Annotated in this window: 12 protein-coding genes; all 12 read left to right on the forward strand. The window is 68.1% G+C overall.

Features of this window, described 5'->3' with window-relative positions; genetic code table 11:
* Positions 1 to 130: 130 nt before the first annotated feature.
* On the forward strand, positions 131 to 1,033 hold the full coding sequence (locus ASD87_RS18925; protein ID WP_056325057.1) for a LysR substrate-binding domain-containing protein: 903 nt from the start codon (positions 131 to 133) through the stop codon (positions 1,031 to 1,033).
* 165 nt (positions 1,034 to 1,198) lie between these two features.
* Positions 1,199 to 2,173: a tripartite tricarboxylate transporter substrate binding protein gene (locus ASD87_RS18930; protein WP_056325060.1), complete on the forward strand. Its 975-nt coding sequence runs from the start codon at positions 1,199 to 1,201 to the stop codon at positions 2,171 to 2,173.
* Between the two features lie 10 nt (positions 2,174 to 2,183).
* Positions 2,184 to 4,190, forward strand: coding sequence for an aconitase family protein (locus ASD87_RS18935; RefSeq protein WP_056325063.1), 2,007 nt, complete (start codon positions 2,184 to 2,186; stop codon positions 4,188 to 4,190).
* Positions 4,191 to 4,450: 260 nt separating this feature from the next.
* Positions 4,451 to 5,311, forward strand: coding sequence for an N-acyl homoserine lactonase family protein (locus ASD87_RS18940; RefSeq protein ID WP_056325066.1), 861 nt, complete (start codon positions 4,451 to 4,453; stop codon positions 5,309 to 5,311).
* 7 nt (positions 5,312 to 5,318) lie between these two features.
* Positions 5,319 to 6,302 carry an ABC transporter ATP-binding protein gene (locus ASD87_RS18945; RefSeq protein ID WP_056325068.1) on the forward strand — a complete coding sequence of 328 codons (984 nt, stop codon included), beginning with the start codon at positions 5,319 to 5,321 and terminating at the stop codon, positions 6,300 to 6,302.
* Positions 6,299 to 7,012, forward strand: a complete 714-nt coding sequence (locus ASD87_RS18950; RefSeq protein ID WP_056325070.1) for an ABC transporter permease — start codon at positions 6,299 to 6,301, stop codon at positions 7,010 to 7,012. The genes ASD87_RS18945 and ASD87_RS18950 overlap by 4 nt, the downstream gene beginning before the upstream one ends.
* The gene (locus ASD87_RS18955) at positions 7,009 to 8,388 is read left to right on the forward strand and encodes a GldG family protein (RefSeq protein ID WP_056325072.1); all 1,380 of its coding nucleotides are present in this window, start codon (positions 7,009 to 7,011) and stop codon (positions 8,386 to 8,388) included. Before ASD87_RS18950 ends, ASD87_RS18955 begins: the two co-directional genes overlap by 4 nt.
* Entirely contained in the window at positions 8,385 to 8,963 is a 579-nt protein-coding gene (locus tag ASD87_RS18960; protein ID WP_235512754.1) for a DUF4340 domain-containing protein, read from the forward strand. Before ASD87_RS18955 ends, ASD87_RS18960 begins: the two co-directional genes overlap by 4 nt.
* Positions 8,964 to 9,207: 244 nt before the next feature.
* Positions 9,208 to 10,113, forward strand: a complete 906-nt coding sequence (locus tag ASD87_RS18965; RefSeq protein ID WP_056325078.1) for a branched-chain amino acid ABC transporter permease — start codon at positions 9,208 to 9,210, stop codon at positions 10,111 to 10,113.
* A complete protein-coding gene (locus ASD87_RS18970; RefSeq protein ID WP_056325080.1) occupies positions 10,113 to 11,093 on the forward strand; it encodes a branched-chain amino acid ABC transporter permease in 981 nt (326 codons plus the stop codon). The genes ASD87_RS18965 and ASD87_RS18970 overlap by 1 nt, the downstream gene beginning before the upstream one ends.
* Positions 11,094 to 11,095: 2 nt before the next feature.
* Positions 11,096 to 11,836 (forward strand): ABC transporter ATP-binding protein, encoded by a 741-nt coding sequence (locus ASD87_RS18975; protein ID WP_056325083.1) that lies wholly within the window; start codon positions 11,096 to 11,098, stop codon positions 11,834 to 11,836.
* A gap of 3 nt (positions 11,837 to 11,839) precedes the next feature.
* Positions 11,840 to 12,496, forward strand: a complete 657-nt coding sequence (locus ASD87_RS18980) for an ABC transporter ATP-binding protein (protein WP_056325085.1) — start codon at positions 11,840 to 11,842, stop codon at positions 12,494 to 12,496.
* Positions 12,497 to 12,500 lie beyond the last annotated feature (4 nt).

Genomic DNA, 12,500 nt, shown 5'->3' on the forward strand with positions numbered 1-12,500 from the left:
CGGGACCTGCCGGCCGCGAGGATGGCCTTCAATGGCGCGGCGGGACCTCCCGTCTCATACCGCGAGGGGCGTGGTGTACGATCCCCCGGTCGATGCAGGGGCCGTCCCCGCCGCTCTCGTCCGATCCGCCATGGAAAGCATCCTACGCAAACTCGACCTGACCTCGCTGCGCCTTTTTGTGGCGGTGTGCCAGGAGAACAGCATCGCGCGGGCGGCCGAGCGCGAATTCATCGCGCCGTCCGCCGTCAGCCGCCGCATCGCCGACATGGAAGCGCTGATCGGCCTGCCGCTGATCGCCCGGCACACCCGCGGCGTCTCGGTGACGCCCGCCGGGCAGACCGTCCTGCGCCACGCGCGCCAGATCATCGGCGACGTCGAGGCGATGGGGGCGGAGCTGTCGCGCTTTTATGAAGGCGTGAAAGGGCACGTGCGCGTGGTAGCCAACCTGTCGGCCATCGTGCAGTTCCTGCCCGAGGACGTGGCGGCGTTTCAGCGCCTGTTTCCCGACGTGGATATCGACCTGGAAGAGCAGCACAGTCCCGACGTGCTGCGCCTGGTGCGAGAGCGCGCGGCGGACTTCGGCATCTGCAACCGGATCGCTGGCGCGGACGGGCTGGAGCAGCTGGATTACCGCCGCGACCGGCTGGCGGTGATGCTGCCGGCCGGGCACCCCAAGGCGGCGGCGCGGCAGCTCAGCCTGCAGGACATCGCCGACGAGACCTTTGTCGGCCTGCGCGAGAACAGCGCGTTGACGCAGCTGCTGGCGGCGCGGGCCGCCGAACTGGGCAAGACGCTATCGGTGAAGATCCGCGTGGCCAGCCTGGATGCGCTGTGCCGCATGACGCACGCGGGCCTGGGCATTGCCGTGATGCCCCAGCAGGTGGCCGAGCTCTACCTGCAGGCGTTGGACGTGGTGGTGCGTCCCCTGTCGGACGATTGGGCAAGGCGCCAGCTTTGCATCGTGTTTCCCAGCCAGGCGCAGCTGTCGGCCACCGCCGGGAAGCTGGTCCGGTTTCTGTCGCAGCAGGGCTGACGGGCCGCACCGTCGAAACCCGCCGTCGCAACCAGCCCTCGCCATTCGCGATGGCGGGGCTGCCGAGATGACACTTCTCCGTTTCCGGCGGCGTTCGTATAGTCAAGGCGCGTTCATCGCCGATACGGGGCATCCAGACCCCGCTGCGTCCCATACGGAGACATCATGACCCCCACCAGATTGCTCGCGAGCTGTGCGCTTGCGCTTGGCGTCCTTGGCGCGGCGCCTGCCGCGTCGGCGGCCGGCTACCCCGACCGTCCCATCCGCCTGATCGTGCCCACGTCGCCCGGCTCCACGGCCGACGTGGTCGCGCGCGTCGTGGCCGAGAACCTGGGCAAGACACTGGCCCAGCCCATGATCGTGGAGAACCTGGCGGGCGCGGCCGGCATTCCAGGCACGCGCCAGCTGGTGTCGGCCAAGCCCGACGGCTACACCCTGGGCATCGTGTCGTCCAACCACGCCATCAATCCCAGCCTGTACAAGAGCCTGCCCTACGACACGGTCAAGGACATCACGCCGATTTCCGTCATCGGCACGACGCCGCTGGTGGTCGTGGTGGCGGAGAACTCGCCGTATAGAACGATGGGCGACCTTCTCAAGGCCGCAAAGGAACAGCCCGGCAAGATCAATTACGGCTCGTCGGGAACGGGCAGCGTGCTGCATCTGGCCGGCGAGCTGCTCAAGTCCAAGGCGGGCGTGGACATGATGCACATCCCGTACAAGGGCGGCAACGCGCTGATCACCGACGTCATGTCGGGGCAGATCCAGGTCGCGTTCCTGGCCACCCCGTCCGTGCTGGCGCAGGTGCAGGCCGGCAAGCTGCGCGCGCTGGCCGTCAGCACGCCCGAGCGCCTGGCCATCCTGCCCAATGTGCCCACGCTGGACGAGGCCGGCGTGAAGGGCTATTCGTACGATGCCTGGATCTCGCTGATCGGGCCGGCCGGGCTGCCCGCCGATGTCGTGCAGAAGCTGCAGGCCGCCACGCGCAAGACCATGCAGGAGCCTGCGGTGCTCAAGGCGCTGTCGCCGCAGGGCTTTGTGGCGCAGGGCACCACGGCGGAACAGGCGGCGCAGACGCTGGCCGCCGAGATCACCAAGAGCCAGACGCTCGTCAAGGCGGCGGGCGTCACCATCGAATGACCGGATTGCCATGACTGCCGTATCTGTACTCGACGCCCCGGCCCGCCTGCTGTTTCTGACGCACGACCCAATCCGGGTGGCCGCGCAACTGGGCGGCGCGGCGCTGACCCTGCCCGAGGCCGCGCCGCTGCGCGACGACATTTCCACCGACGAGATCACGCCGGTGCCGATCCTGACGCACTTCGACGAGAAACTGGGCCGGTATCCGTACACGGGCTATCGGGCGGGCGACACCCAGCCCATCGGCATCGACGCGATCCGGCAGGCAGGCATCAACGTCGTGGTCGCGGGCAAGCGGTATGGCAAGGGCTCGTCGCGCGAGCACAGCCCGATGGCCGAAAAGTCCGCCGGCGTGCGGCTGGTGATCGCCGAGAGCTTTGAACGCATCTACCGCCAGAACGCCGACAACATCGGGCTCTGCACCAGCACCGACTTGGGGCTGGTGGCGCGCCTGCAGGCGGGCGAATGCATCATGGTCGACGAGATCGTGGCGGGTCGCGACGCGCTGGCTGCGGCCATCGTCAAGGCGGGCGGTCTGCTCGCATTTGGGCAGGCGCAGCTGCGCGATGTGTCGCTGGCGGCCGGCCTGGTGGCCGGGCATCCCGCGGCCGATCCCGCCGCGCCGGACATCGGTCCGCCGCGCACCCTGTTTGAAAAGATCATCCTGCGCCATCTGCTGCAAACGCCCGCCACCGCCGCCGACCCCCGGCAAGGCGACGGCGTCTTCCTGCGCGCGGACTGGCGGTTCATCCATGAGTACTACACCGGCATGGCGGCCCATATGCTGCATGCGCGGTTTGGCCGGCCCCTGCGTTTGGTGGACCCGGATCGCATCGTGGTGTTCGAGGACCACACGTCCTACGTCGAGGAAAGCCCCAATCACGTGCGCGCCGGCATCGTGCCCAACGTGCGCGCCATGTGCCAGGCGCAGCGCGACTTCGCCGACGCCTACGGCCTGCGCCAGCACCGGACGCTGACCGAAGCCGAGGCGGCGCGCGACACCGGCGCCAACGTGGCGGGCATCTCGCACGCCATGATGGCCGAATACTACGCGCTGCCGGGGCAGGTCGTCGTGGGCACCGACTCGCACACGCCGCACAGCGGCGCGCTGGGCTGCGTGGCCTTCGGCGTGGGCACCACCGACATGGCCAACGCGTTCGTCACCGGCGCGGTGCGGCTGACGCTGCCCGCGTCCCTGCGCGTCGAGCTGGACGGCGTGCTGCCCGCCGGCGTCACGGCCAAGGACATCGTGCTGCATCTTCTGGCGCTGCCCGAGATCCGCGCGGGCGCGGGCGTGGGCAAGGTGTTTGAGTTTGCGGGCCAGGCCATCGCGGCCCTGTCCATCGACGAACGCGCCACGCTGACCAACATGACCGCCGAATTGGGCGGCCTGACGGGCATCGTCGCGCCCGACGCCGAGACCGCGCGATTCCTGCGGGAACGCCGCGGCGTGGATGCCGGCATCGCGCCGTGGATGCGCAGCGACCCGGGCGCGGTCTACGCGGCCACGCTGCGCGTGGACTGCGCGGCGCTGTCGCCGCTGGTGGCGGCGCCGGGCGACCCGGGCAATGGCGTGCCCCTGTCCAGCCTGACCGCGCGCCCGCGCATCGACATCGCGTATGGCGGCTCCTGCACGGCCGGCAAGCGCGAGGATTTCGACTACTACCATCAGGTGCTGGCGTGGGCGGTGGCGCGCGGCGTGCGGCTGCCGGACGGCGTGACGCTATATCTGCAATACGGCACCACGGCCGTGCGCGACTACTGCGTGGCGCGGGGCTACGACAAGACCTTTGCCGCCGTGGGCGCGCGCATCCTGCAGCCGTCCTGCGGCGCGTGCGCCAACTGCGGACCGGGGTCATCCACCGACGCCTCGCAGGTCACGATCAGCGCCATCAACCGGAATTTTCCCGGCCGCTCGGGCCCCGGCAGCGTCTGGCTGGCCAGCCCGCCCACCGTCATGGCCAGCGCGCTGGCCGGAGAGCTGGCGTCGTTTGCCGAGCTGCAGGCGCGGTACTAGGGTTCCCCCCACTTCGCCCGCCGCGAAGCCCAGCTTCACAAATCCTTAATTGGCAGCCAATCCGGGCTGCGTCAGAGTGCGCAACAGAGAAAACGGCCGCCAGATGCCGTTTCCGGCCACGCGCTGGGCGTGGCCCCGCCGCAAGGCGCCTTCGCACGGAAAACACCTGTCGACGATGTGAACCCGGGACACACCGGGAGCTTGCTGATCGGCCGCGCCGTCCGGGCTGCGGCTTCCCCTGTTGGTCCGAGGAGACAACAATGCGCAAGAGCTGGAAGGCAATGGTTGGGGCGGTGGCGGTCATGGCGGGCGGATGGGCACACGCCGCCGACGCGCCGCCGGTGGACGTGAAGCTGATGCAACTGTCGGTGGGCAAGATCGAGCTGGACAAGGGCTTCATGACCGCCATGGTGGACGTGGGCACCAAGATCAAGATTCCGGTGCCGGCCTATGTGATCCAGCACCCGCGCGGGCTGGTGCTGTTCGACACCGGCATGAACCAGGCCACGGCCGATGGCAACTGCGCCAATTACTGGGGGCAGGGCCTGTGCGGCGCCTTCAATTCCATCCAGGGCCGCGACGAGGTCATCGACCGCCAGCTCAAGGCCGCCGGCTTTGACGTCAGCGACGTCAAGTACGTCGTGTACTCGCACTTCCACCTGGACCACGCCGGCAACATCAAGATGTTCCCCAAGGCCAAGCACGTCGTGCAGAAGGCCGAGCTGCGCGCCGCCTGGTGGCCAGAAAAATTCCAGCGCGCCGCCTACGTCATGAAGGACTTCGACACCACGCGCGACTACGACTTCATCCAGGTGGAAGGCGACTTCGACCTGTTCGGCGACGGCACCATCGTATTGCTGGACACCAAGGGCCACACGCAGGGCCACCAGTCGCTGCAGGTCAAGCTGCCCAAGACCGGCACGGTGCTCTTGGCCGCGGACGCCATCTACACGGGTGAAAACGAGGCCGGTGTCATTCCCGGCATCACCTGGAACACGGCCGCGTCCATGCAGGCCATCGACCGGCTCAAGCAGATCCGCGATGCGCGCCAGGGCCAACTCTGGTACAGCCACGACGCGGAGCAGCACGCGCAGAACGCCAAGACCAAAGTCTTCGACTGAAGGCCCCATGGAGCCCGCCGTCGCCTTGCATCAGGTCAGCAAGTCGTTCGGATCCCGCCAGGTCCTGGAATCCCTGAGCCTGTCCGTCAGGCCCGGGGAAATCCTGGGCCTCCTGGGACCGAACGGCAGCGGCAAGACCACCACGCTGCGCCTGATGGCGGGCTTTTACACGCCCGACAGCGGGCGCATCGCCATCCGGGGCCGCGAGCCCGTGCCGGGACGCGGCAACGCCGACATCGGCTATCTGCCCGAGCGCGCGCCGCTTTATGACGCGCTGACGGTCACCCAGTATCTGGAGTTCGGCGCCGGCGTGAAGGTGCAGGGCGGCGCCCGCGCCCGCCGCCAGGCCATCGAACGCGCCGTCGACGGCTTTGACCTGCAAGGCGTGGCGCGCTCGGTGATCGGGCGGCTGTCCAAGGGGCAGCGCCAGCGCGTGGGGCTGGCGCAGGCCGTGCTGAACGACCCGCCGGTGCTGCTGCTGGACGAAGCCACCAACGGGCTGGATCCCGTGCAGATCGTGGAAGCCCGCGCGATGATCCGGCGCTGCGCCGAGGGCCGCGCGGTGGTGTTCAGCAGCCATTTGATGCAGGAAGTCGAGGCGCTGTGTTCGCGCATCGCGATCCTGCGGCAGGGCCGGCTGGTCCAGGACCAGCCGCTGGGCGAATCGCAGGCATCGCTGCAAATGCAGCTGTCCCTGCCCACTGCCAAGCATGCCGCCTTGCACGCGGCGTTGTGCGCGTGCCCGGGCGTGAAGGCGGTGGACATCACGCTGCTGGATGCTGGCGCCAGCAAGTGGCGGGTTACGTGGGACCCGCCGGAGGTAAGCGCGACGCCCAACCCGGCCACCAGCGCCGCCGCGTGCGACGCAGTCATGCGCACGGCGCTGTCGCACGCGGAACTGCGCGCCGTGCTGCCCGCGCAGGAAGCCGTCGAGGCCCGCCTGCTGGCGGCGCTGGCGCCCAACGATCCCCCGTTACGGAGACGCGCATGAAGGGTTTCGCGGCCTTGTACCGCAAGGAACTGCGCACCGACTTCGGCTCGCCCGTGGCGCTGGCCGTGGTGGCGGTGTTCTGGGCCCTGTCGGGCTATCTGTTCAGCTTCAACCTGTTCTTTGTCAGCACCGGGCAGATGGTGACGGCGTTTCACAACATGACCATCCTGCTGATGCTGGTGATGCCGCTGGTCAGCATGCGCGCCTTCGCGGAAGAGGCGCGGCAGGGCACGCTGGAATTGCTGCTGACGCTGCCGTTGTCGGACTTCACGCTGGTCGCGGCCAAGTATGCGGCGGGGCTGACCATGCTGGCGCTGATGCTGGCGGGCACCATGTCGGCGGTGTTGCCGCTGGCCTGGTACGGCGAGCCGGATTACGGCCCCATCGTGGGCGGCTACATCGGCGTGTTCCTGTATGGCGCGCTGTTCCTGGCGATCGGCATTGCCGTGTCCAGCGCCTGCTCGAACCAGATCGTGGCCGCCAGCGCCACGTGGGGCATCCTGGTGCTGTTGTGGTTCATCGACTATCCCGCCGCGCTGGACGCGTTTCCGGCGCTGTCGCCGTTCTTTCAGGCCTTGTCGTTGTCGGCCCAGCATGTGGACTTCATCCGGGGCGTGCTGCCCGGACCGGCCACGGTGACGCTTGCCAGCGTCACCGTGCTGGCCCTGATGGTGGCCTCGGTCAACCTGAAGCGCTGGAGGTTGCGATGAGCCCCGCCGTGCGCCGTGCCGGGCGGCGGTTGTCGCTGTGGCTGCCGGTGCTGGCCGTGGCCGCGCTGCTGCTGGCGCTGAACCTGTGGGCGTCGCGCAATCTGGGACGCATCGACCTGACCGCGCAGCGGGTCTACAGCCTGGCCCCGGAAAGCCTTGAGGTCGCGCGGCAGATCCGTCAGCCCGTCGAGGTGACGTGGTTCTACGACCTGCGCAACAAGAGCATGGTCGACGCGCTGGAACTCCTGCGGCAGTACGAGCGCGAGAATCCGCTGATCCGCGTGCGCGGCGTGGACCCCGCGCTGCGGCCCGCCGAGGCGCGCGCCGCCGGCATCCAGTTCGCGGGCAGTGCGGTGCTGGCCTCGGGCGCGCGGCGCACCACGATCAACGGCGGCACCGAAACGGACTTCACCAATGCGCTCATCCGCATCAGCCAGAATGGGGCGCAGACGGTCTGCTTCACGCAGGGCCATCGCGAGGCGACGCTCGACAGCCTGACGTCGCTGGACGACCTGGAAGATCACAGCAGCGACGAAAACCTGGTGGCGCGCGTCGAGGTGCACGAACAGCACGGCATGGCGATGGCGCGCAACGCCTTGCAGACGCTGGGGTTTTCCACGCGCGCGGTGGGCGCGGGCAGTCTGGCGCAGGCCTTGCCGGGCTGCGCCGTGGTCGTCGCGGCCGGTCCGCGCACGCCGTTCGGCGACGACGACGCGCAGGCGCTGCGCCGCTGGACCGGCGCGGGCGGCAAGACGCTGTTGCTGCTGGAACCCGACACGCGGCATGGGTTGGACGGCCTGCTGGCGGACTTCGGCATCGCGCTCGCGCCGGGCGCGCTGGCCGATCCGGGCAGCCACTACCGCAACGATCCCGGCAGTCCGGCAGTCAGCGACTACACGCGCCACAAGATGACGCGCGGCTTGCCGCTCAGCTTCTTTCCCGGCGCGGCGGGACTTGAGCCGGCGGCAGACGCCTTGCCGCCAGGCGTGGTGGTGACGCCGCTGGCGCAGACGTCAGGCGCAGCGCATCCTCCGGGGCTGCCTGCCTCGCGCTACACGCTGATGGCGCTGGCCACGCGCAACGCGCAGGCCGCCAGCGCGGAAGGCGCGGCCCATCCCACGCTGCTGGTGGCGGGCGACAGCGACTTCGCCATCAACCGGCATTTCGCCACGCTGGGCAATGGCGCCCTGTTCACCAACGCCGTCACCTTGCTGGCGGGTGAAGACGCGCTGCTGACGATCCGGCCCCGGCACTACGAGAACCGCCGCGTGGAACTGACCAACCGCCAGATGCGCGCCGTGTTCTGGACCAGCACGGTGGCCCTGCCGCTGCTTGCGCTGCTGACGGGACTGCTGTTGTGGTGGAGGCGCCGTTGAAGGCCGGGCGCCTGCTGTGGCCCGGGCTGCTCGCCGCTGGCATCGCGCTGTCGGCATGGCAATGGCAAGAGGCCGCGCATGCCCCCGCGCATCATCACGGCCATACCCATCTGCATGACGACAGCGGCAAGCCTGCCAGGCTCTACGCATGGGAGGCCGGCAAGGCCGCGCTGGTCACCCTGGACGGCCCGGGGGGCTCGGTCCGCCTGACACGGCAGGCGCAGGGCTGGGTCGCATCCCCGGAGGGCACGGCGGCAGGCTTTGATGCGGCGGGCTTTGTGGCGCTGTTCTCGCAGGCGCGCAGCGACCGCACGCTCACGCCCGAGGACGGCGAAACCTATGGACTGGCGCCGCCGCAGTTGCGCATCGCCATAAGCGATGCCGCGGGCGCGACGCTTGCCCGGCTGGACGTCGGCGCGCTTGCGCCGGATGGACTAGGCCGTTATGTACGCCTGCCGGACGAGGCGCAGATCCGGATTATCCCGGACTATCAAACGCGGGCGCCACTGGCGGCGTTGGGGCAATCCACACCCACTCCATCGCTTGTTAAACCCGCCTTGCACAAAGATAAATAGCAGCCCGATTCACCCCTACCTATACTTCGCACACATACACAGGCGGACGTGCCCACGCCGTAGCGGCGCGGGCATCCAGCCTGCAATAAAAGGGCCTTCCGGCGGCTGGCGCTGTGCGCCAATCAGCACGGAAAGGTTGATAACGAGACAAGGGCGCGCCGGGCGCGCCCGGGCGCAAGCCCGCACGCCGCGCGTGGCATGTTGAAATCGCCGCCGCCGTGCTCAGCGTATTGGGAGAAGACGCTTGACCTTGGATCTATTGCCTCTCGCCTTGGTGGATGGCGTGGCATACGCCAGTCTGCTGTTCCTGGTATCGATGGGGTTAACCCTGGTGTTCGGGGTGATGGGCATCCTGAACGTCGCGCACGGCGCGTTCTACGCCTTTGGCGGCTATGCCGCAGCCAGCCTCGTCATGTTCCTGGCGCCCAAGACCGACTCGCCCATCCTCCTGTTCGCGGCCTTGTTCGTGGCCGCGATCGCCATCGGGCTACTGCTTGGCAGCATCATGGAATTCGTCCTGATCCGCCGCGCGCAGAACTACGACCCCATCCTCAAGCTGCTGCTCACCTTCGGCGCCTTCCTGATGCTGGAAGACATCCAGCGCATGCTGTGGGGCGCGCAGCCCTATAGCGCCAGCGAAGTCGTCAACCGCCTGGGCAACATCGAGATCGGCGACATCACCTACACGACATATCAACTGGTGGTCGTGCCCGCCACGGCGCTCTTGGCCTACGTGTGCCTGGAATTCTTCCTGCGTCACACCAAGCTGGGCAAGCAGACGGTGGCCACCACGCACAACCGCGAAGTCGCCACGTCGCTCGGCATCAACGCCAAGAAGATCGGCTACGTCACCTTCGTGATCGCGACCATCCTGGGCGCGCTGGGCGGCGCGCTGGCTTCGCCCACCACCTCGCTGGTGCCGGGGGCGGGCACGGACATGACGGTGCTGTCCTTTGCCGTGGTCGCTACCGCGGGCCTCGGCCAGATCACCGGCGCGCTGATCGCCGCGCTGCTCATCGGCATCATCCGCGCCATCGCCGTGTACGCCGCGCCGGAGCTGGAAGTCGCCGTGCCCTACATCATCATGGTGCTGGTGCTGATCATCCGTCCGCACGGCCTGTTCACCGTTGCCCAAGCGAGGACGATCTGATGAAAGTCCCTGTCCTGAGCGTGCTGGCCGCGCTGTTCACGCTATTTCTTGGCTACACCTATTCCTGGACCATCACGCCCATCGTCATCGGCCTGACCTACGCCATCGCGGCGCTGGGCGTGTCGGTGATGGCGCGCGCCGGCCAGATCTCGTTCGGCCACGCCATGTTTGCCTGCATCTCGGCGTATACGGTGGCGTTCCTGGCCAAAGCCATGCCCGGCCTGGATGCGCTCGTCCTGATCCTGGCCGGCGTCGTCGCCAGCTTTGTCGCCGCCGTCGTCATCGGCCTGTTCGTCGTGCGTTACCGAGGCATCTTCTTCGGCATGTTGAACCTGGCGCTCAGCATGGTGCTGTTCGCGCTCCTGGGAAAGCTCTACACGCTGACCGGCGGCTCGGACGGCATGCGTATCGTGCGCCCGACCATGGCCGGCATCGTGATGGAGCGCGAATCCTTCGAACGCGCGCTGCTGGTGCTGACGCTGGTCCTGTCGCTGGTGCTGGCCTGGTGGGTGCAGCGCTACTTCCGCTCGGGCAGCGGCCAGGCGCTGTCGGCCATCAAGACCAACGAAACCCGCATCGAATACCTGGGCTTTTCCGCCTACTTCATCATGTGGAAGGGCTACCTGCTGTCTGCCGTGGTGGTCGGATTCTCGGGCGCGATCCTGGCGCTGATGCAGGGGCTGGTCACGCCGGAAATCGGCTCGTGGCTGCGTTCCGGCGAGTTCGTCTTCATCACCATCCTGGGCGGCGCGGGCCATGCCGCCGGCGCGTTCCTGGGCGCGGTGGGCTTCGAATCCGTCAAGCTCGTGTCCGCCGCCTACTTCCCCGGCCTGTGGCAATTCCTGCTGGGCCTGACGCTGATCCTGGTCATCTTCATGTTCCCCACCGGCTTCGTCGGCCAGATCACCAAGCGCATCCGGTCGCGTGAACGCGCCCAGCGCCGCGCGCAGGCTCCCCTGCAGGCCGCGGCAAGGAACTGACGATGAAACCGCTCATTCAAACCACCGACCTCTATCTGGCCTTCGGCGGCGTGGTGGCCGCCGACAACATCAACTTCGAACTGCACGAAGGCGAACGGCTGGCCGTGATCGGCCAGAACGGCGCGGGCAAGACGACCTTCATCAACATCTGCACCGGCTACCTCACGCCATCCAAGGGCAAGGTCTATTTCGACGGCAAGGACGTCACGGCGATGGCGCCGCGCAAGATCGTGCGGCTGGGCATGGGGCGCTCGTTCCAGCTTCCGCAGCTATTTACCGAACACACCGTGCGCCAGTGCGTGCAGATCGCCGCCGCCCGGCGCAACAAGGAACTGAGCTGGTTCCGGTCGCTGGAAAGCACCATCGACGCACGCGAGGTGGACGCGACGCTGGACCTGGTGGGCCTTCTGCCCGACGCCGACGAAGCGTGCATCGAGCTGCCCGAAGGCAAGCGCAAGCTGCTGGACGTGGCGATGGCGCTGGCGTTGCAGCCCAAGCTGCTCATCATGGACGAGCCCACCAGCGGCGTTGCATCGGAAGACAAGTTCGCGCTGATGGAAACCGTCATGCACGCGCTGGACGAGCGCCGCGTCACCAGCTGGTTCGTCGAGCACGACGTGGACATCGTGTCGCGCTACGCCACCCGCGTGGCGGCCTGGATCGCGGGCAAGGTGGCCGCGGACGGCTCGCCCGAGGACGTCTTGAACAATCCGCAGATCAGAAGCGAAGTGCTGGGGGCCTGAACCATGTTGAACCTATCGGCCATCAACGTCGACCTGGCGGGCAATCGCATCCTGCGCGACGTCAGCGCCAACTTTGACGCGTCCCGCACCATCGGCATCGTGGGCCGCAACGGCGCGGGCAAGACCACGCTCCTGCGCACCATCATGGGCTTGACGCGCATTCGTTCCGGCAAGATCGCGTTCGACGGCACCGACCTGACGTCCCTGCCCGGGCACAAGCGCGCTGCCATGAAGGTGGGCTACGCGCCCGAGGACCGCGTCATCTTCCCGACCATGACGGTCGAGGAAAACCTGCATCTGCCGTGCGAGGTGCAGGGCCAGTCCAAGGCCGAGATCCAGGCCCGCATGGACACGGTGCTGAAGGTGGTGCCGCAGCTGGAACCGATGCTCAAGCGCTCGGGCTCCGCGTTGTCGGGCGGGCAGGGCAAGATGGTGGCGCTGGCGCGCGCCGTCATGGTCGGCACCCGGCTCTTGATGCTGGACGAACCCTTCCAGGGGCTCGCGCCCAAGCTGGCGCGCGACTACACCGAAGCGCTGGGCCGCCTGAAGGAAATGCAGCCCGACCTGTGCGTGGTCATCACCGAATCCAACGTGAAGCTGCTGGGCGACATCCCCGACCAGATATGGACGATCGAGCGCGGCTCGATCACGCTGAACTGATACC

Origin of the sequence: Achromobacter sp. Root170, from assembly GCF_001428165.1 — a bacterium.
Lineage (GTDB): Bacteria > Pseudomonadota > Gammaproteobacteria > Burkholderiales > Burkholderiaceae_B > Achromobacter > Achromobacter mucicolens.